The sequence below is a fragment of the Pseudoalteromonas obscura genome, from assembly GCF_030135505.1.
GTDB classification, from domain to species: domain Bacteria; phylum Pseudomonadota; class Gammaproteobacteria; order Enterobacterales; family Alteromonadaceae; genus Pseudoalteromonas; species Pseudoalteromonas obscura.
The window spans coordinates 31,227-52,106 of record NZ_JASJUT010000002.1 but is presented as its reverse complement, the minus strand read 5'-3'; the positions used below and the strand labels follow the sequence as shown (position 1 = coordinate 52,106).

Sequence of the window (20,880 nt, the reverse complement as noted above, 5' to 3'; positions counted from 1 at the left end):
TCATCAACGTAGCCATGCGTAGCTAAATTTGGCGAAAAAGGTTTTATTATCTTTGGTGATGTCACTTAAATCATCATCTTGATAGCCACTATCAGAGTAGCCTACAAACAGCACTGTTTCAGGATTTAATTTGTAGGCGTACAAAAGCTGGGTGCTGAGCTTTTTGTAGCGGCTATCGACGTCATCTATATATTTGTGTTGGTTGCGCTCTATATCAAGGTTGATAAGTGCCAAGCGCACGTAACTGTTTATACCAAATTGGTAGGTAAATCGTGCATCTGACAAATTCGCGGTATATACATTTTCGCCGTCGTGCTCTAAGCGTTCGTAGGTGTGGCGCAGTTTAACTTCGAAGTGGCGACCAAGGTTGAAGTTTAGAGTGGGTTTTACGATGTATCGCTGCCCTAAACGGTTGTTAGCAATATCTAATTTATTGCCTGTATTCAATCTAAGTCCTGCAAATACGCCTGCTCTTGGTTTCATCTCTAAATACATCCACTGGAAATTCTCAGTGAACATGTCTGTGTTGCCGTCTATTTCTAATAGCGTTTCATCATGTCGTTGACCCGTACGCTTACGGTGATCAAACCCAACCTGAATAATACTTTGCAGCGGGCCTTGTACTTTGAAGTTTGATTGCACTTCTTTTTCTAGTAACTCTCCATCCTCATTATGACTAATATCCCAGTCGCTGTACCAATTGGCACGATTCCACCAGTTGGATTCATCCCCGTACCAACGATATTCAAACCCGGTAACAAACTTATTAAAATCCACTTGAGAAATAAATCCTAAGTCAGCACGTAGCGCAGCGTCGTAATTGCGATATGACCCAAATGCTCGCCAGTGTTTACGATTGTGTTCATAACTGGCGTAATAGCCCAATCCTTGCTGATCACCATGGTTTTGCACCCTTAAAACGCTTTCATCAATTTCACAAGACTCAATAGGATCGTCATCACATACTTCATCGATAAAGTGTTGATCATACTGAGTGTCGGTCGTGATGGCTTGTAGCTTAATTGTATCGTGTTTAGTTGGACGATATTTACTGTCAATACTCAAGACTTGGTTACGATAATCTTCGCTTTGTCTGATGGTGCCAGTTGTGCCAATAGACAGCTGGTCATTGGCATCATAGCGATATCTCAGCGCGGCATTTTCACTTTTTTGTTCAAGTGAAACGATGCTTGACCCTAAATTACCGGGTACTAATACATGTGTTGAATCGTCATTGGCAATAAAACCGGCAAATGTGTGCCCTTGTTTGCTGCTCGTAGCTTTAATGCCATAATCTGGTGCAGATACGTTACGCGTATGCACCAAGTTTAAATGGGAAGAGAAGTAATCGCTGTTTTCTAAGAAAAAGGCGCGTTTTTCAGGAAAGAATAAGCTGAAGCTGTTGTTAACACTTAACTGTCCAGTGTCAGCTTCAACCTGAGAAAAGTCTGGATTTACAGTTAAGTTTAAAGTGGTATCAGGTGTAACAGCCCACTTTACATCAAGGCCGGGCTCGTAGTCGGTATCACTTTCAAAGTCAGGTACTACAGCGTCGTCAATATCACGTGTTTGAGTGTGTGCAATGGCCAGTGCAGGTGTGATTGTTAAGTTATTACTTTGTTTAGCTGAGGCAAATCCACTTACCGCTGGCATTTGACAGATCCAGCAGCTGTTATTGTGGTCAAGTTGCATATTAGAAATACGTAGCCTTTCATCCCTTGGTAAAAAACGCAGGAATTCCATGGCCATTTGTTTGGTGCCCTGTGAGTCGTTAAAATTGAGCACCCGCAGAGGTATTTTAACTTCAACACGATATCCATCTGGTGTAATCTCCCCCTTGCTCGACCAGATACCATTCCAAGACGAGTTTTCGTTTTTGGTTAGCTCGTTTTCGATCGAGTCCAGTTGGACCCCTAATGGGTTGATGAAGAACTGGTAAGCATTTTGGCTGGTGTTAAGCGAGTCAATTTTCAGTCCGACAAGATCGTCGTTCCAGATTTTATCTCTATCTCGATAGTGTGCCCGTATTTCTTTCGGTGTTGGGTCTTTTGCAATAAATGCGATAAATAACGCTTCACCATTTTCGTAAACCAAGGCCTTCGTTGACACTGGGCTTGCGATATTTTCATGAGGCCAGGTGACATTATCAATGAGGATTTCTTGAGCTGATTGCCAGATTGGTTCATCTATTTTGCCGTCTATTATGGCTGCTTGCTCTATAAATGGGATCTCTATAGGCTGTGGTGCGGCAACAGCAGCGGCAGACAATAGTAGGGTGCATATAAGGCTGGTACTTCTAATCATGATAGATGGTTTAATTCGCAGAAACTATGGAGTGTTAATTTAATAAGAATAGTTTAAAGCAACAATTCATTCTCGTTGAGTTGCGTTAATATCGGGTGAACTCAGGTGAATGAACTGAAGTTAAAGTATCGAATTTGTATACCTAAGAGGTAAAAACATGATAAAAAGGAGCTTGGTTTAAATGTAGATCGGACAAACTATGTCTCTAATAATAAAACTCATCGCCGGTATTGTGGGCGGTATTTTGGCAGGTTTGTACTTGCCTTTAGGTCTGACTGAGCTGTTATATACGGCTAAGGTCATAATAGGCCAACTAATTAGTTTTACAATTCCATTAATTATCTTGTTCTTTATCGCCTCAGGTATTGCCGGTTTACCTAAGACATCAGGGCACCTTTTAGGTAAAACGGTCGGCTTTGCATACAGCTCTACTGTGATCGCGGGGACTTTGGCTGTACTACTGGTATTATTTGCAACGGGCTTCTTTGAGGGGAGTGTTGCCTATGAAGCTGCCAAAGGCGCCGAGTTAAAAGGTTATATTCAATTAGAAATTCCACCGCTGATGAGCGTGATGACGGCACTTGCCGCTGCATTTATTTTTGGTATTGGCATTAGCCAGCTAAATTTAGGTCAGTTGAAAGATGTTGTCGATCAGGGCCGTGACGTCATTGATGCCCTGCTGGCTAAAGTAATTATTCCAGCGTTGCCTTTTTATATTGCAGGTGTATTTGCCGAAATGGCAGTAGCTGGCACGGTTGTTGATACACTTAGCACGTTTGGTGTGGTACTTGTGGCTGCGGTTGGGATGCATTGGTTGTGGTTAACAACCTTGTTTGTTGTTTCTGGGTTGATGCTAAAACGCAGTCCATTAGAATTGGTCAAAAATATGCTGCCAGCATATTTCACTGCGATTGGAACTATGTCTAGTGCGGCGACCATTCCTGTCTCGTTGAGAGCGAGCAAGGCTAACGGTGTTTCTGAAGAAGTAGCAAACTTTTCAGTTCCTTTATGTGCTACAATTCATTTGTCCGGTTCGACAATTACCATCGTAACTTGTGCAATGGCAGTGATGTTTTTATCTCCAACGATGGCCGTTCCATCGCTGTTGGAAATGTTGCCGTTTATTTTCATGCTGGGTGTTGTGATGATAGCTGCACCGGGTGCGCCTGGTGGTGCCGTGATGTCGGCATTAGGTCTATTGACGTCCATGCTTGGATTTGATGAAAGTGCGATAGCCTTGATGATTGCACTTTACCTAGCACAAGATAGTTTTGGTACAGCATGTAATGTCACAGGTGACGGTGTGATTGCGTTGTGGGTAAACCGATTCTCTGAAAAAGGAGAGTAGCCAAACCAAACCTAGTAATATAGTCGTATATTTGTGGGTTGGCATGATGTAATTGATTATGCTTTGCGAAATTATATGTTAATCTCGCAAAGCGAATCAGAAAAGATTTTTTACCAAGGGCTAGCGTGAGGATGTTCCATTGATTAACGTACTTTTAGTTGATGATCATGAACTTGTAAGGACTGGGATCAAACGCATCTTAGATGATGTGCGTGGTTTCAAGGTGGTCGGAGAGGCTAAAACTGGGGAAGAAGCGGTGACTTTTTGCCGCCAAAATGAACCCGATATCGTATTAATGGACATGAATATGCCGGGCATAGGTGGATTAGAGGCGACGAAGAAGATTTGTCGTTATTGTCCAGATGTTAAGGTCATTGTGCTCACGGTACATTGTGAAGATCCATTCCCAAGCAAAGTGATGCAAATAGGGGCTCATGGTTATTTAACCAAAAGCGCTGGACCAGATGAGATGATCAATGCAATTCGTTCGGTCAACTCAGGACAGCGCTATATTGCGCCAGAGATTGCGCAGCAAATAGCGTTGGCACAGTTCAGTGGTAAAGTCGATGAAAACCCTTTTCAATCCTTATCAGATCGTGAACTACAGATCATGTTAATGATCACAAAGGGTGAAAAAGCATAAGATATTGCAGAGCGGCTCAACTTAAGCTCTAAAACGGTGAATAGCTATCGTTATAGAATGTTTGAGAAATTAGACGTAAGTGGTGATGTTGAGCTAACGCACCTCGCCATTCGTCATAAAATGATTGATATTGATAGTTCTCGTTGATCATACCTATTTGAATGACAGAGTTTGACCACAAAGCGTTTTTGAAAACGTTGACCACAGAGCCTGGTGTTTATCGTATGTATGATAGCGAACACCAGGTTATTTATGTCGGTAAAGCAAAAAACCTTAAAAAGAGAGTAAGTAGCTACTTTAGGGCAAATATTCCCGACAGCAAAACGCGGGTTTTGGTTAGCAATATTGTTCACATTGAAGTGACACTGACCAATACTGAAACCGAAGCATTATTGCTCGAAAACAATTTAATTAAAAAATACCAACCGCGTTACAATATTCTACTGCGTGACGACAAGTCTTACCCTTATATTTTACTCACTGATCATAAACACCCCAGAATTGCGTTTCACAGAGGAGCACGAAAGCAAAAAGGGGAGTATTTCGGACCATTTCCTAGTAGTGCGGCTGTGTCAGAAAGCCTCAGATTGATGCAAAAGATTTTTCCTGTGCGTCAGTGTGAAGATGCCTATTATCGCGCCCGTAGTCGCCCTTGCTTACAGCATCAATTAAAGCGCTGCTCTGCACCCTGTGTAGATAAGGTCACTGATGATGAGTATGCTCAGCAGGTTGATCTGGTTAGGCAATTTTTAAGTGGTAAGTCACACCTTGTTATCGAAGCACTTGTGTCTAGAATGGAACAGGCTAGTATGGCACTTAATTTCGAGGCTGCGGCTAAGTATCGAGATCAAATTGCCTTGCTAAGACAGATGCAAGAGCAGCAGTCTGTTGCTGGCAATTTTGCAGAAATGGATGTGATTGGCTACGCACAACGCAATGGCTTGTCAGCAATTCATATGCTCATGATCCGTGATCATAAAATACTGGGCAGCAAAACTTACTTTCCGAAAATACCAAGAGACTCAAGCGAAGATGAAATATTGACGTCTTTTCTTGGTCAGTATTACGTATCGAATGGCTCCAACGCGCGAATTGCCAACGACATTGTATTGCCATTTGAGTTATCTGAACGACACGCACTCACAGAAGCTTTGACTCAACTAGCCAAGCGTAAAGTGCACCTGCGTATCAATGTACGGGCCGAACGAGCTCAGTATCTGGCACTTGCCAATAAAAATGCCTTAAATAGCATTATGGTTAAGCAAAGCACTCAAGATGCTATCAGTAAACGCTATGCCCTATTAAAAGAAGCGATAGGTTTAGCCGACATAGATCGCATGGAATGTTTCGATATAAGCCATACAATGGGTGAAAATACTGTTGCATCATGTGTTGTATTTGATGCTCAGGGCCCCAATACAAGAGAATATCGCCGCTATAACGTCACTGGGATCACACCTGGTGATGATTACGCAGCCATGGACTTTGCTTTAAATAAGCGCTACGCGAAAGTGACCGATGTATCCAAAGTGCCTGACATTATTTTTATTGATGGGGGCAAAGGCCAGTTGGCAAGAGCAGAGGCATTTTTCGAACATTGGCAATTAGAGAAGCTCCCTATGTTAATTGGTGTGGCCAAGGGCACAAGTCGCAAGCCGGGATTGGAAACGCTATTATTTGACGGTGGTCGAAAAACGATTAACTTAGAAAGTGATTCTCCGGCACTGCATTTAATTCAACATATTCGTGACGAATCGCACCGTTTCGCTATTGCTGGGCACCGTAATAAAAGGCAAAAACAACGCACACAATCAGTATTGGAAGAAATAGGCGGCGTTGGTAATAAACGAAGGCAAGCGCTACTTAAATACTTAGGAGGTCTACAAGGCGTTAAATCGGCAAATATACAACAAATAGGGCAAGTGCCTGGGATCAGTCCGCAGTTGGCTGAAAAGATATTTAACCATTTGCATGACAAAGCTTGATACTTCATGCGAACATATAGAAAAAGAATTCTTTAAGTAGTTATGTGGAATATTCCAAACACGTTAACAACATTTAGGTTGTTTCTCATCCCCGTCTTTGCTGTGGTGTTCTATCTGCCGTATTCATGGGCTTTTTTTGCCGCTGCATTTATTTTCTGGCTTGCATCGGTAACAGATATATTAGATGGGTATCTAGCTCGCAAGTTAAACCAATCAACTCCGTTTGGTGCTTTTCTCGATCCTGTTGCCGATAAAGTCATGGTAAGTGTCGCATTGGTGCTCATTGCTGCACACTATCAAAATGTTTGGATCACTTTTGCTGCTGTGGTGATTATTAGCCGTGAAATTGTTATATCAGCTCTGCGAGAGTGGATGGCTGGGTTAGGAAAGCGCGCAAGTGTTGCCGTATCTTCTTTGGGAAAATTTAAAACGGCTGCACAGATGTTGGCGATCATTGGACTAATTTGGCAGTTTTCAACTTGGATGTTGGTATTGAGCTATGTATTACTGGCGACTGCGACGGTATTAACGATAGTGTCTATGCTGCAATATTTGCTTGCTGCAAAAGGTGAATTGCTCAAATCTTAATTGATATTGAGCAATTAGAGTACGGTTTAGATAAAAAATAAGCAAACAGTTAAAAACATTCATTTTTTATATTGACGCAATCAAGAAGTTCTGTAGAATGCGTCCGTGTTGAGAGACAACAGTCATCAAAACGAAATGTAGCTAAAGCACTTAATTTGCTTTGAATACATGTTGCGAGTATAGCTCAGCTGGTAGAGCGCGACCTTGCCAAGGTCGAGGTCACGAGTTCGAACCTCGTTACTCGCTCCAACTTTTGATACATCGGCGGAATGGCAGAGTGGCCATGCAGCGGATTGCAAATCCGTCTACCTCGGTTCGACTCCGGGTTCCGCCTCCATTTTCTCAACAAAATCCACATGCGAAAGCAACCCGATGCCCGGGTGGTGGAATTGGTAGACACAAGGGATTTAAAATCCCTCGCTGGTAACAGCGTGCCGGTTCAAGTCCGGCCCCGGGCACCATTGTGCGAGTATAGCTCAGCTGGTAGAGCGCGACCTTGCCAAGGTCGAGGTCACGAGTTCGAACCTCGTTACTCGCTCCAACTTTACTTTAAGGTTGGTTTTGCAAAACCCGATGCCCGGGTGGTGGAATTGGTAGACACAAGGGATTTAAAATCCCTCGCTGGTAACAGCGTGCCGGTTCAAGTCCGGCCCCGGGCACCACTTGTTTTCAAGTGAAAATGCGAGTATAGCTCAGCTGGTAGAGCGCGACCTTGCCAAGGTCGAGGTCACGAGTTCGAACCTCGTTACTCGCTCCAACTCTCTTTAGAGTTTGGCGGAATGGCAGAGTGGCCATGCAGCGGATTGCAAATCCGTCTACCTCGGTTCGACTCCGGGTTCCGCCTCCATTTTACTTCCACACTATCTGCATACGTAGACATCCGATGCCCGGGTGGTGGAATTGGTAGACACAAGGGATTTAAAATCCCTCGCTGGTAACAGCGTGCCGGTTCAAGTCCGGCCCCGGGCACCATTTTATCTTATTCCCACTTTTTATTTTACTCATAAAATTGATTCTATTTAGCGGTATATGCGTGTATACACGTGGGTTGGTGCTGTTGCTAGCTGATGGTATTTTCAGTCAAGAATTTGGTAGCAGGCGAGGGGAATCAAAACGTGAAGAATCAACGGGGGTTAGCCCGCTGATTTGGTAATTCACAGCCAGTAGAAATAATAATTAAACAATATTTAAGTCAGTATTTTCGTCGTATCTACCTAACAATCCCTTTTTAATTAGGCAATGAGAAAAATTCTAACATTAGCTTGAAGTGACCAGAGCCGAAATATTCGCTCGATATGATCTTCCCGTGACCACTTACACAATCACCTTCAAAAGAGTGTACCAGCTCACCTTCCATAACGACTTGCCGACTATTTTTAGCCCAGTAAATGCGGATCCCCTGTTTAGTGCCTCTAAAGGTATCAAAGTAGTCATTGAATTCACGTTCTTTGCCTTTTAACGGGTTGAGTTCAAAGTCTACGTCTTCACTCAGGTCTTGCCCATACGAGCTAAACACCGCGAGCTGAAACGTATCATTAATAATGGTGTCAAAGTCCCACCATGGCTTATCTGATGCGCTGAGCTCAGGGCTTGCTGCCAATAATTGCACTTCAAAGTTCAATGGCTTCGGCTCGAGTTCTTTTGATTTATGTTGGTTATAGATTCGTTCAACTATTGCGATTTCCTGCGGAGAAAGTGCACGGTCTTCTTCATGTTCAAACTCCGTGATTGATTTTGCAATGAGGTGATCTTCAAGCGACTCTAATACCTTGTCTGTGATCTTAACCTTATTCATACTGATATTGTCTCGTTTAATTTATTGCTGTGAGTGAGAAAGTATATGTCGAAGTCTGTTTGCGGGTTGTTGCCTATCTCTAGGCTCAAACCTGACTCTTCAACACGTTTAGATAATTTATTTACAAACCTTGATATGTAGGTGATTGCGGCATTGCCTTTAAAGCCATGACGTTCACCAAGCTGTTTTTGCGTAAGCGCATTCTGCCGAAAAGACAGTGTAAAAAAGTCGTAAAAAAGGGCTTGCTTCTGCTTGTCTTCTTCTTGAGCTATGGTTTCTAGTAGTAAATTGATAAACAGCCGCGCATTTCTATCCATTTTTGCAACCTGATCAGGAGAGGGTTGATCGCTTGGCATTAACTCGTAAATATTATTTGCGCCATCAGAGCCATTATTACTTTCATAAAGGTGGACGATTTGCACTGAGCGCCCCTCATCAGGTGATTTAGCTTGCTCTGATGCCGACTTCCGTCGGTAGGTTACATTGCTACCCATATCGAGATAGACGCTTTCAAAGGCTTTATATGTATAAGCTTTTAAGACATGGTTAAAGTCAGTTTGTGCATTGAGCGTTTGGGTTTCTTTGTCCGGCTCAATGTCATTACTGACTTCTTGTTTTGTTGCTTTAATCACTTTTAACAATGTCTCTTGAATAAGTGCTTCGGTGTCGATTCTGTGATCAGTTATCGCCTTTTTCCGAAGTAAAAACTTAATAAATTTATACGCTTCTTGTACGGCTTGTTTGTTGTCAAACCACATCCATACCCCCTTTTAATTGTTGTTGTATCCCTTTCATCATTCATTTTCTATTACTCTATTAGGAATAGCCTGATTGCTGATTGCGGCATAACAACTTTTCCATAAGTTTCAGCATATTGTGTATATTTTCCTAATTGATGTTATCAAGGATTGTTGCCATTTTAGTTACACTTTAATAATTCTATATAATGTTCAAACTTATTTTTTGCTTTTTGCCACTGAATGCTAGTGTGTGATGACAAGAATTTGTCTGACAGTTCATTACCTTTTGTAAAGTAGTCACACGCATTTTCAATTTCACCTACCTCAGAAGCAATGTAGCCTAGGTTAAATAGCTTTTTCCTGTAGCTAACTTGGTAGTTTTCATTGTCTGGATGAACTTGCGTTAAACGAAGCGCAAATGCTCTCGCTTTTTCTAAATGAGTTTGTGCTGACTTTTTGTCGCCGAGATTGTATAGGTGTATGGCTACTTTTGAGTGCGCGCCTTGTAATAAGCTGACAAAGTCTAGGTTATCTTCGTTTTGGCTATAGAGCTTCTGAGCGGCTTTAAGAGCTTTTTCGTAATACTGAGTACTTTGCTGTGTTTGATTCGTTTGTGAAAAATAGTTTGCATAAGCCATGTATAGTTCGATGCTATGTCCTTGCCAGTCAATGTTATTTTCATTCAATACACGTAGCTTTCTGGTTATATCTAAGCCTTCGAGGAAGTGCGCTTGTGCTTCAACTAGATATCCTTGTGCTAGCTTTCTACTGCCTAAACGACTTGCTAATAAAAGCTGAGCTACTTGTACATGGACATTATCTGGGTCTTTAATAGAGTAGAGTTTTACTAATTCATCAGCGTGATTATAGTACTTGTCGGCATCTACTATGTTGCTGCTATTTTCAGCAAGATTTATATAAATTCTCAGCAGGTTATACTGTGACACAAGATGGTTTGGGTCATTCTTAAGTTGCTTTTCAAGGGCTGTCTTAGCGCGCAGTAGCCAGTCGCTGGCCTGTTGCTCTGAAGGCTCGGTCTTTGCGAGATTCCTGAAAGTATTGACTCTGAGTACGTTAAAAGCTTGTTCAAGGCTTTGTGTTGGTACTTGCGTATCGAGTAATTGCAATGTTTCATTATATTTTTCAGCAGCTAGGTTTAAATCACCGTCCCACAATGCCATGAAAGCTAGCTGTGAAATTATCTTCGCTTTTGCCAGCGTCAATGATGGATCTGCTGGAAGCAATTCAGTCTGTTGTAGTGCTCGGTCTAAATACTGTTTGGCTTCGTCATTCCTACCTTGTTTGATTAATAGGACACCAAATTCATAATTGAATGACATTGCGATTTGCAGTACTTTCGGATTGTCATTGCCAATTTGCGCTATTTTGCTCTCTAACCTTGTTAATGTCTCGGTAAGTTCGCCGATATGCGTAGAGTCATCTTGGCGTAGAATTTTCACTTTTATCAGTAATAACCTGAGTTTATCAATATCATCTAACGGGATATCATCAACGCTCGATACCAGCTTTGATATGTGATTGTTTAGGTACTTACGTTGAAATGTCGGTAAATACTGCGCCAGTATGGGTTCTATTGCATCTATATTTAGTAGTACGTTGTCTTTCAAGTGATTCAGTGCTTGAGCTGTTTTTGCCTGCTCGGTAACAACAAGCTGTTTTTGATAATAGGCAAACGAAGCGGTACTGAGGGCACAGACAAATAAAATACTGGTGGTAAGTAATCGCCTTTTTTGTGCTTTATTTTGTGTTTCAAGCACTGATTGGTAAAAGCTCTGTGAGGCAATAATATAGTTTTTAACCGCTTGTAGGCTGATGGTACCAGGTTGGCTTAGGTACTTGGTACCATCCTGTAGCTCATGTTTACCCAGCGTGAAGTTGTTTTGCTCATCAGGTTGCGCGGCATAGTTTTTCCACTGTTTGTATTTTGCTTCCACACCGTGAAACCACTGTAGGTATTCCTTTCTGGCACTTAACCAGATGAAAAAACGTGGCCAAATTTGTTGATCTAGGGAGAGCTCTTCCGCAATGGTAATTAAACAGTCGTGAGTTAACTTTACATAGGGTGGTAATTTGTGAACTTGATGGCGGATGACAAGCTGTTTTTCAATGAGGGCGTTTACCAATTCTAACAATTGCGGATTTTCTTTTTCTAGCGCGAGAAAGTCCACATGCTTTGAATAGCATGTGCCATTGATATTGACTCCAATAAAAAGTTCGAAAAACTGCTCTGTGAGAGGTTCAAACTGCCCCAATATAAATTCTGCTTGTCGATAGATAACCCCAGTTAGCTTGTTAAGTTGGTTATATTGAGAGAAGGTTAGGACTTTGGGTTGATCGCTGTCGATGGCCAGTGCATGCATCTGTGCTAATAGATACTCGACCGCAGGTAACGCATGAGAAAGTTTGAGAGCCTCAGTTTGAATAGTTTGGGCAAGCCCTTCTTCTAATTCAATTCCCAGCGCAATTGCTTGATTGTTGATGATTTTTAACCAATCTTCAGCAGTTAAACTATGTGGTACGTAAAAGTCTCTGCCAATCATATCTGTATTGTGTAAGTACTCACTGCGAATACTTGTGATCACAGATATGGGCGTGTGTTCTCCTAATAATGATAAGCTTTGTAACAGGCGGTTATTTGGTTCAATTTCAAAAATTTCTTCGAATTGATCAATGTACCAAATATAAGTTGTTTTATGTGCGGTGAGGTGTAGCGAAAGTTCATCTAGATAGGTTGTGCTTAATTGCAGCAGTTCTTCAACAAACTGTTCGACGCTAATAGACATAGTTTGTAAAACAGCTTCAAAACCAGCATCACCTGATTTGATAAAATGTGTCAATAGCGCCGCGCTACATTCAAAGTCTTTTGGCAAGCCAATTTGCCATTTTACATTATTTGTTTGTTTCGCAATGGCTGGGAGCAAACCCGCTTTAATCAAACTTGATTTACCGCTGCCAGAAACACCGTGTACTTTGACTAAACTAGGCCTTTCGTTTAGAAGCGTCAATAAATCAGAAGTCAGTTTGTCGCGTCCAAAAAAATAGTATGCATCATGAGGCTCGAAGCTACGCAAACCTTTAAACGTCAATGACCCGGATTGTTGTGTACCGTCGTATTCATCGCCCAGCAGTACTTGAAGCGCTTCATTAATGTGCTCAACTGGACATAATTGGCCACCAAGTAGCTCAACTTCATGGAGAAGACTGCGGTCTATTTCGTCATGATTAGTTGCAGGATAGAAAATAACAAATGGACCACTGTGGCGGTGCGTCATTGCATATAGCGCACCTTCAATTTTATTGTTTATATGGCCAATACTATGCACATTACCACTGGGAGATACTTCCCCTGTTGCGAAGCACGTGGAGGTAAGCTGAGTATTTTTTCCTAAATGTGTACGATAAGCCAGTGCGCAACTGAGCGCATACCCTAAGCCAACGCTAGTACTGTCCTCTTGTAAATTAACCGTTTCCTGATTGCTGGTGACCAAATCGAGCTCAATGAAAAACTGGCTTTGCTGCCTATCAAGCGGATTGAGGGACATAAAAGCGGCTTCAGCAGCCATAGCAAAATAATTTCGCTGCTCTTTAAACTTGTAGCCTAAGGCGAGTATCAAATCATTGGCAAATTTGACTTTTACTTTTTGGCGATCTTTTGGTTTTATAAATCTGAATTTAGGGCTGTATGTATAGCGTTTATCAGATAGAAGAATGTGCATTATTATTAGCTCTTTATAGTAAATCGTTGATCGCACGATCATCAATATTTTCAGTTATTGCTTACCTATCGTGTCAAGCACGCTCACAATGTCATGGTCTACGCCGCTGTCCCTATTAAAACGTTAAATCACAGTAAAAAATAACAATTGCGATAAAAAAATCCTTACACCTGCTAGGGGTACAAGTCTAATGAATATTATTCATATTTACGAAACTTTTTGATTTGCTTTACACAACTTTTTCGAAAACGTTAATATCCTATGTATAAATTAAGTTTGCTTACTATGAATTTTTTAATAAATCTACTTTTTTTTAATTTTTATGAGTTTTTTGTGGTTTGTTTTGTTATTTTTTAATCAAATAGGCGTTTGAACTACAAAGGAGCCTGTTTTCTGTTCAAGATCTGGCTTTGGGATTGGGTAAAAAACTGGTATAAGAGAAGTAGTGCAGATTAATTTTTACGCGTAATTTATCCATTTTTGTGAAAGATCTTGAATAGGTATATCTCGAATTTAACAATTATCTTAAAAGTAAGTAAAAAGAAGCACCTATGTAAAATAGGTAATGGCTTAGCTTAACGTTAAGTAATTGGATATATGTACGTGTGAGAAGTTATGTTGCATTAAAGGACGTGTTCGCATCGTGGAAATGTAGAATTTAAATTCAGTATTAACAATGGGTTAGGGAAAATAATATAAAAAATATAAATATCACTTAGCTAGGAGTTAGTATGGGGCTTTTCAATAGAAGTGCAGTTTTTGCGAGTGTGTTGGTTAGTTTGGGGCTCTGTGCGGGCACGCACGCATCAAATAATGACAGCGCATATTTGGTTCAATACAAACATGGGCAGCTTTCTCAAAACGTTCTTGGTTCTTTAAAGGTAATTGGCCAAAGTGGTGAAAAAATCATTGCTCAAGGGGTACTATCACATCAACAGGTGAGTGAGATAATCCATATAGACGGAGTATCAATTGAAGCTGACTACGGCTTATCTCTGAGCAGTAATTCTCTAGATTATTATAAAGCAACCTCAAATAGTCTCGATGTGCTGGCATACAGTGAGCTTGAGCCATATTGGTTACGAGCGACATCTATCAGTAAATTACCTTCGGCATCCAATGACATTTCTGTGTGTGTTATTGATTCAGGTGTAGATAGCAGCCATCCAGACTTGCCTGCCAATATTCATGGCTATCATAGTGTGTATGCTGGCTTTTGGGATCAAGATGCACTGAGTCATGGTACACACATGGCAGGGATCATTGCTGCACAAAATAATGGTATCGGCGTAAAGGGCGCACTGAGCGAAGGGGGAGCTAGCTTACAAGTCCATAAATTAATAAAAACCGCCAATGGAAGAAACTCTGCTATTTGGGGTGGGAATCTAATCGAAGCCATTGAAGTATGCGCAAATTCAGGTGCAAAGGTTATCAATATGTCGTTAAGTGGTGAGCAATTCTCACCGATGACCATGTCCGTCATTGATCGACTTGCTTACGATCGAGGCCTTATTTTTGTAGCTGCAGCAGGGAATCACGGCTCACGAGAGAAGAAATTGCAAGGTCAGTACAATGATGCATTGCATTACCCGGCTTCATATCACAATGTGTTGTCGATTGGCGCTTTGGAAACGGATGGCAATATCGCCGCTTTTTCGCCAACCAATCCAAATATTGACTTTGTTGCACCTGGCAGCAAGATACTTTCAACGGCAAATCGCAGCCATTATGCGGTGCAAGATGTGGTTATTCAACACAGCGGAGGCATCTCAGATGCGTTAAAGTATACGCAAATCGACGTGGGTCTGAGTAGCTATTCGATGCAAACTTCGCTTCCACAGCAATGCGTCTATACGTTAACAGCCGAAGATGTGCAACAACAAATGACCGAGCGTACTTTATCTTACCAAACGCGTCAGAATTTAAGCAGCGCACAATCGAGCTGTGTTGCTGAAGGGGGTAAAGTATTGCTGATTAACTATCCTCAACATCCAAATGGACGCTTAAGAGGCATTGACTACTACACTGAGTTCCCGACATTGCTGGTACATCAGTGGCCAGTGGTCACCGATAGCGCGAATATGTCTGTGGCGATCAGAAGTTATCATAGCGACTATGTTGTCGGAGCTGGCACATCGCAAGCAACGGCCATTATTTCTGGTGGGATCGCAAGGTTATGGTCGCAAAATCCCAATTGGGATCGAGCGCAAATTATTAATGCATTAAGATCAACAAGCCACGACTTAGGTGCCGCAGGCAAAGATAGTGTCTATGGTCATGGTTTACCAAATTTTGCAGAAGCACTTGCCTATTTGCAGTCTGGGAAAACACCTGCATGCCCTATGCAGTGGTATCACAACAAATCCTATGAAGGTGGAGAGCAGGTGACTTACCAAGGCAAAATATATAGTGCTCACTATTGGAATAAAGGAGCCAGCCCTATCCTAGCGCCTAATATGTGGCATGAGCAAGGAGAGTGCGATACCAATAATCAAAGCCAATCAACACCAGATGATGGTGGATACAGTATATTAGACTTTTCCGGGTTGGAAGATGAAAACTCAGCCTACAGTTGTAAAGGCTTAAGTTTGATGTGTGGTGGTTAAATGCACAATACAATAAGGGTCTGGTGACCCTTATTGTATTAGTCAAGTTATCTCGGTTCGATGTGGTGATATGTTAGGCGTGACCCTCAAGTAGCCAAACATAAACAACTGGAAAACCATTTTTATATTGAACTTGCAAATCTAGTAGTTGCCCACTAACAACTTGCTTAACATCAAAGTGTGTATCGCTGAGATAAAACCGCCCACCTTGATTAAGCAGGGTACTGGTTGCTGAAACCGTGATCCCTTTGTTTTTAGCAAGTTCAACTAATGCATCACGGATGGCAAACTTTATCGCGCTACTTATCAGATTATCTGGCGCTATGGTTCCATCTTCTCCGAAATTACCCATAACAACGCTTCTACCTTGGTATTGGTGAACTTCTCGCCATGATTGACGAGTTACTTTCTCCTGCTGATATTCACGCATGCGGTAATTTGCAAACAAGGTTGAACCGTATTGACAGCTATTGGTCATAATAAGCGGAAGTTGATAGTCACTACCATTGACTTCCCCTTGACGTGAAAAATGTGTGCGATGTTGGTCCGCTGAATATGATTCGGCATAACGCTCTTGAATATTCACACGTGCTTGCGTTAGATATCCAGCCAATGCTTGTGCGTTGACTGCGGTCATTGGCAGTTGTTGATGAGAGAATGCAGTGTAATAACTGGCTCCAATAATACTGTTGTCGCCATTACATAACCACTTAGGTTCGCACAAAGTGAAGTTACACGTTATCGCCTCACAGTTTTGCCGTGCTTTAATCGGGTGCGTACTGGCGTAAATGTATAAAGTGTCTGAAGTGATATAGGGATCTGAAAAGTAGATCTCCCTACCATTTGCTAAAACAAGGTGCTTTTGTTCTACTGAAAGCGATTCAATTTGATTGTCTAGGTTAGGTAAGCCATGGAAGTTAGCAAGCAGAGCCGCTGCTCGCTGTCTGCTGGCGACAATAGAGCCATTTTTGGTTGCACTATAGGGGGCTGCCGTGCCAATAAAGCCAATTTGATCTTCAACAACTGGGTTTTGCAGCCAACAAGGGGCGGTTTTTTTCACGACAGGGTTGTTGCTTGTTTGCGTAGCTTGGCATCCCATCAAGGTTATAACGCTTAGACCAACCCAAAATTTAGTATGTGATAACATGTTGAAACCTTAGTGAGAAAGCTACATAAAATCGTGTTAGTAGCGTAAATCCTTTTGTATTACGTAGTCTCTCGCAATGGGATATCAAATTCAACCATCAGGCCTCCTTGAGCACGGTTTTTCAACTTTATTTGACCGTGGTGGGCATGAATGATGTCATTGCACAAACTGAGTCCAATACCTGAACCATCTTGTTTTGTTGAGTAAAAAGGCAACAAGGCTTGATGGAGGTTGCCATTTACAATACCTGTACCTCGGTCAACAATTGCAATTCGCAATCGGTCGTAGTCTTTGACCACTTTAACTGCTACCTGTGTAATGTCACTACCTGACTGATGGGCGTTTTTTAAAATATTGATCAACACCTGTTCTATTTGCGCCGCATCGAAATAGGCCTGCTCAGTAGGTAGCGGTGCGAGCAACTCAAAAGAGTATAAAGTCCTCACCTGATCAAATAGGGGCTTTAGTGGGTGATAATTTAAGTTAGGTTTGGGTAAGCGAGCAAAGCGAGCATATTGCGCAATAAATTCACTTAGGTTCATGGTTCTTTGGTCTATGGTTTGCAAAATATCTGGCAGTAATTCGAGGTGTTTATTTTGCACTAACATTGTTTTTGCGGATGACGTCAGTGAGCTGATGGGGGCTAGCGAGTTATTTAGCTCGTGGCTTATCAAGCGAATAGCATTTTTCCACATACTGAGCTCTTCTTGGCTGAGCTCTAGGGAGACATTTTTTAAAATCATTAACTGGTGTGGTTGATGATTAAATGTAACGGTTTTAAAGCTCAAATAGTAACTTTGTTTGGTGTCGTCCTGTTCGAAGCTGATCATGCCAGACTGTGCTTGAGTAATCGACTTTTGTAAGTAGGGGTGCAGATTTTCACAGCATTGGTGCAAGGTCATACCCTCTAATTTAGAGGACTTTAAAAGCTGGGTAGATTCGTTGTTAAAATACACTATGTGTTTGAAGGGGTCGAGTAATACGATCCCCATCGGAGACGCTTGCACTATACTATCTAGCAGTATTTCTCGCTGATTAAGTGTTTGTCGTTGCTTTTTTAGGTGAGTAGTGAGCTTATTGTACATACTCACTGCAGTACTTAAATCGGACTCTTGATGTTCGGAAATACGGATTGAGAAGTCATTATCATGAATGCTTTTTAAGCCGTTCGTGAGTGTATCTATGGTTCTCTTATGCTGCTGAAAAATATATTCGCAGCTAAAAAATACCAACGGCAATGTGATAAGCAGTGATATAAGTAAACCGACTAAAAAAGGCGCTTCAATAACATATAACGTGCCTTGAATGCCTGTGGCAAGCAGGATGAAGATCGTTGCAAAACATGACATTTTTCCAGCCAAAGAGCCCATCTTATACTTCATTAGCGTGCTATCCCGAATTTGTCCATACGGCGATACATTGCTTGGCGACTTAAGCCTAAACTTTTTGCCGCGTGTGTGACGTTACCATCGTGTGATTGTAAGGCATTTTGAATGTCCTGTGCTGATAGCCCCGTATTTGCTGAAGAATTCGTTTGATTGGGTTTTAGTCCTAAATCAGAAGCTTCAATTAGTTCGCTCTGAGCCAGTAATTGTGCACGACCAACGACATTTTGCAGCTCTCTGACATTACCTGGCCAATTATGGCGTTTCAATGCATTGGTGGCGCCAGAGCTGAACCGCTTATGGCCTTGCAGAAAGTGTTCTGCTAGCGGGATAATGTCATCGGGCCTGTCTACCAGTGCAGGGAGTTTTAATTCAATCATATTCAGGCGGTAATACAGATCTTCTCTAAATACGCCGCTCGCAATAGCGGCAGTTAAATCAGCATTGGTTGCGCTGAGTACCCTGACATTGACTTTTTTTGTTTGGCTACTGCCAACAGGTTCATATTCACCGGTCTGTAGCACGCGCAGTAACTTTTGTTGTCCTGAAAGTGGTAAATTCCCTATTTCATCCAAAAAAATAGTGCCGCCATCGGCTGCTTCAAATCGGCCGATACGACTCTTTGTTGCGCCTGTGTATGCACCACTGACTACGCCAAATAGTTCAGCCTCAATTAGGTCGGCTGGCAGCGCACCAGCATTGACTTTAACAAAAGCATTGTCGCTATAGGCGCTGTTGGCGACAATCACTTCGGCTATTTTTTCTTTTCCGGCACCATTAGGTCCCGTAATGAGGACGGGGGCATCTGAGTGGGCCACTTGTGTTGCGACCTCGAGTAAACTGAGCATTGCTGTGTCCGCATAGACGAGGCCTGCTAAGTTAAACTGCTCGTTTAGCTTATTAGTACGTGTTCTTGATTGCTTTTGCTGCTGAAATTGTGCTTTTTCAAGCCGATACATTTCAAGTAATTGATTGACAGATGCCAGTAGCTTTTCTTCTCGCCATGGCTTTTCTAGGTAGTCTGCGGCCCCATCTTTGATAAGTTCTACTGCAGTTTCTAGGTCAGCCCATGCGGTCAATAAAATAATGGGTAGGTCTGGGTTGAGTGCTCGGATCTCTTGATAGAGTGCTCTGCCTTCCGCACCTGAGGTGGTGTCTTGGCTGAAATTCATATCTTGAATGACTAAATCATAGGCTTGGCTGTTCAATAATTCGAGCCCTTGTTCAGGTGTTGTCGCGCCATCGCAGTCAATGTCATTGAGTAAGAACAATAGCTTGAGTGCTTTTATTACATCTTGATTGTCATCGATCACAAGTATTTTATTTTGCATATTTTTATCATTTATAATGCCGGTACAAATGTACCGGCTTGTTATTTAACTGGTTTTTGTAACCTGTGCGGGGGCTATTCTAGCTGCTTTTCTAGCAGGGATATAGACTGCTGTGGCGCTTAATAGCCATACACATAAGGCTACTAAGCCTGCTAACCATGGCACAATGAGCCCTTGGATCCGGAGATTAGTAACAAAATATTGGTTTAGCCACAGCGCAGCAAATAGTCCCAATATGATGCCCACAATGGCTAAAATTGAGTTTTCGATGAGCAGTGTTTGCATTACTCTAGATTGGCTTGCACCCAAAGCACGTAGCACACCAATTTCCTTTTTACGTACAGATATTGAGAAGGAGACTAATGCAATGATCCCGACTCCAGTAACCAAAATTGCAATGCCACTGATCCCCATCATAATAAATGCAAAGGTACTTCGACCATCCCACAAACGTTTCTTTGCGCGGGCCGCAAACTCAACTTGTTGTACTATTCGGCCATCTTCTTCAAATAGTAAGTCTTCAATGGTTTCGAGTACGGTTTTGTCTGTGTTTGGTGCCACCTTTACCAAATAGTTAATTTGGCTGTTTCGACCGTAATGCGCTTCGGGTAAAATTGCCGAGTGATACCAGTTGTTAGTGTAGACAGCGGTTTCACCCAACATCATATCGTCATATATGGCAATGACTTGGTAGGGGGCGCGATCACTATGCAAATAGACTGTCTGACCAAGGGCACTTTGTTGCGGGAAAAGCTTCTTTGCTAACGCGTTGCTTATCATCACAACACTGGCGCGTTGATTTTGAGCAGCAGCGCCAAAGATATACTCGGTATCATAAAAATGGCGTCCTTGACTTATGTTGACCCCCAAGGTTTCAGCGCCGCCCTGTGTTTGGGCAAAAAGCGCAACATACTCTCCCTGATTGTCTGTATCAAGTGTATTGTGTGCAAAGTTACGACCGTTTACCGTTGCTAATACCAATTCATTGCCCGCATAGCTTGCAGATTCAACGCCAGGTAAGGCTTTTAGGCGTTGCAAATCCCGTTCGATGAGCGCGCCTTTATCAAGGTTTTTGTCAAATGCACGCGTGTAAACATTAATAATTTGTTCTTCGGCAATATGCGAAGGAACAAGCCAGTTTTGCAATGTACGATAACTGATAAAGCTGGTATTGCCGACAATGGTGACCGCTATAGCAATTTGTAGCGTGATCAACAGCGAAATACTTTTGTGCTTTAAAATGAGTTTTAAAATATGTTTAATCGCCATGA

Annotated in this window: 12 protein-coding genes, 8 tRNA genes and 1 pseudogene; 13 read left to right on the top strand and 8 right to left on the bottom strand. The window is 42.1% G+C overall.

Going from position 1 to position 20,880, the window contains the following annotated elements:
* Positions 1 to 3 precede the first annotated feature (3 nt).
* Entirely contained in the window at positions 4 to 2,304 is a 2,301-nt protein-coding gene (locus tag QNM18_RS04545) for a carbohydrate binding family 9 domain-containing protein (RefSeq protein ID WP_284136491.1), read from the bottom strand.
* Between the two features lie 199 nt (positions 2,305 to 2,503).
* Here QNM18_RS04545 and QNM18_RS04540 point away from each other — a divergent pair, with 199 nt between their 5' ends.
* From QNM18_RS04540 to QNM18_RS04485, 12 genes and pseudogenes are all read left to right on the top strand, one after another.
* On the top strand, positions 2,504 to 3,652 hold the full coding sequence (locus QNM18_RS04540) for a dicarboxylate/amino acid:cation symporter (protein WP_023398752.1): 1,149 nt from the start codon (positions 2,504 to 2,506) through the stop codon (positions 3,650 to 3,652).
* A 139-nt stretch (positions 3,653 to 3,791) separates the two neighbouring features.
* Positions 3,792 to 4,442 (top strand): annotated as a pseudogene (gene uvrY / locus QNM18_RS04535) (UvrY/SirA/GacA family response regulator transcription factor).
* Positions 4,443 to 4,456: 14 nt separating this feature from the next.
* Positions 4,457 to 6,280, top strand: coding sequence for an excinuclease ABC subunit UvrC (gene uvrC / locus QNM18_RS04530; protein WP_211009495.1), 1,824 nt, complete (start codon positions 4,457 to 4,459; stop codon positions 6,278 to 6,280).
* Between the two features lie 42 nt (positions 6,281 to 6,322).
* Positions 6,323 to 6,868 (top strand): CDP-diacylglycerol--glycerol-3-phosphate 3-phosphatidyltransferase, encoded by a 546-nt coding sequence (gene pgsA, locus QNM18_RS04525; protein WP_023398755.1) that lies wholly within the window; start codon positions 6,323 to 6,325, stop codon positions 6,866 to 6,868.
* Between the two features lie 173 nt (positions 6,869 to 7,041).
* Positions 7,042 to 7,117 (top strand) — tRNA-Gly (locus QNM18_RS04520).
* Positions 7,118 to 7,131: 14 nt separating this feature from the next.
* Positions 7,132 to 7,205: transfer RNA gene (locus tag QNM18_RS04515), tRNA-Cys, on the top strand.
* 37 nt (positions 7,206 to 7,242) lie between these two features.
* Positions 7,243 to 7,329: transfer RNA gene (locus QNM18_RS04510), tRNA-Leu, on the top strand.
* 4 nt (positions 7,330 to 7,333) lie between these two features.
* Positions 7,334 to 7,409, top strand: a tRNA-Gly gene (locus QNM18_RS04505).
* 34 nt (positions 7,410 to 7,443) lie between these two features.
* Positions 7,444 to 7,530 (top strand) — tRNA-Leu (locus tag QNM18_RS04500).
* A gap of 19 nt (positions 7,531 to 7,549) precedes the next feature.
* A tRNA-Gly gene (locus tag QNM18_RS04495) sits at positions 7,550 to 7,625 on the top strand.
* A gap of 16 nt (positions 7,626 to 7,641) precedes the next feature.
* Positions 7,642 to 7,715: transfer RNA gene (locus QNM18_RS04490), tRNA-Cys, on the top strand.
* A 38-nt stretch (positions 7,716 to 7,753) separates the two neighbouring features.
* Positions 7,754 to 7,840 (top strand) — tRNA-Leu (locus tag QNM18_RS04485).
* A 256-nt stretch (positions 7,841 to 8,096) separates the two neighbouring features.
* Here the strand turns inward: QNM18_RS04485 and QNM18_RS04480 are convergent.
* The 3 genes from QNM18_RS04480 to QNM18_RS04470 all read right to left on the bottom strand — a co-directional run bounded on the left by QNM18_RS04480 (position 8,097) and on the right by QNM18_RS04470 (position 13,140).
* The gene (locus QNM18_RS04480; RefSeq protein WP_211009494.1) at positions 8,097 to 8,663 is read right to left on the bottom strand and encodes a hypothetical protein; all 567 of its coding nucleotides are present in this window, start codon (positions 8,661 to 8,663) and stop codon (positions 8,097 to 8,099) included.
* Entirely contained in the window at positions 8,660 to 9,421 is a 762-nt protein-coding gene (locus QNM18_RS04475; protein ID WP_211009493.1) for a hypothetical protein, read from the bottom strand. Before QNM18_RS04475 ends, QNM18_RS04480 begins: the two co-directional genes overlap by 4 nt.
* A gap of 161 nt (positions 9,422 to 9,582) precedes the next feature.
* Positions 9,583 to 13,140 carry an ATP-binding protein gene (locus tag QNM18_RS04470; RefSeq protein ID WP_284136490.1) on the bottom strand — a complete coding sequence of 1,186 codons (3,558 nt, stop codon included), beginning with the start codon at positions 13,138 to 13,140 and terminating at the stop codon, positions 9,583 to 9,585.
* A 731-nt stretch (positions 13,141 to 13,871) separates the two neighbouring features.
* On the opposite strand from QNM18_RS04470, the gene QNM18_RS04465 reads away from it, so the two are divergent.
* Positions 13,872 to 15,746: a S8 family peptidase gene (locus QNM18_RS04465; protein ID WP_211009491.1), complete on the top strand. Its 1,875-nt coding sequence runs from the start codon at positions 13,872 to 13,874 to the stop codon at positions 15,744 to 15,746.
* A 73-nt stretch (positions 15,747 to 15,819) separates the two neighbouring features.
* Here the strand turns inward: QNM18_RS04465 and QNM18_RS04460 are convergent, their stop codons facing one another.
* The 4 genes from QNM18_RS04460 to QNM18_RS04445 are packed head-to-tail and all read right to left on the bottom strand — an operon-like array spanning position 15,820 to position 20,878.
* Positions 15,820 to 16,893 (bottom strand): hypothetical protein, encoded by a 1,074-nt coding sequence (locus tag QNM18_RS04460; RefSeq protein ID WP_284136489.1) that lies wholly within the window; start codon positions 16,891 to 16,893, stop codon positions 15,820 to 15,822.
* 59 nt (positions 16,894 to 16,952) lie between these two features.
* Positions 16,953 to 18,275, bottom strand: a complete 1,323-nt coding sequence (locus QNM18_RS04455; RefSeq protein WP_211009489.1) for a sensor histidine kinase — start codon at positions 18,273 to 18,275, stop codon at positions 16,953 to 16,955.
* Positions 18,275 to 19,609: a sigma-54-dependent transcriptional regulator gene (locus QNM18_RS04450; RefSeq protein ID WP_284136488.1), complete on the bottom strand. Its 1,335-nt coding sequence runs from the start codon at positions 19,607 to 19,609 to the stop codon at positions 18,275 to 18,277. The genes QNM18_RS04455 and QNM18_RS04450 overlap by 1 nt, the downstream gene beginning before the upstream one ends.
* A 45-nt stretch (positions 19,610 to 19,654) precedes the next feature.
* Positions 19,655 to 20,878: an ABC transporter permease gene (locus QNM18_RS04445; RefSeq protein WP_284136487.1), complete on the bottom strand. Its 1,224-nt coding sequence runs from the start codon at positions 20,876 to 20,878 to the stop codon at positions 19,655 to 19,657.
* Between the last annotated feature and the right edge of the window lie 2 nt (positions 20,879 to 20,880).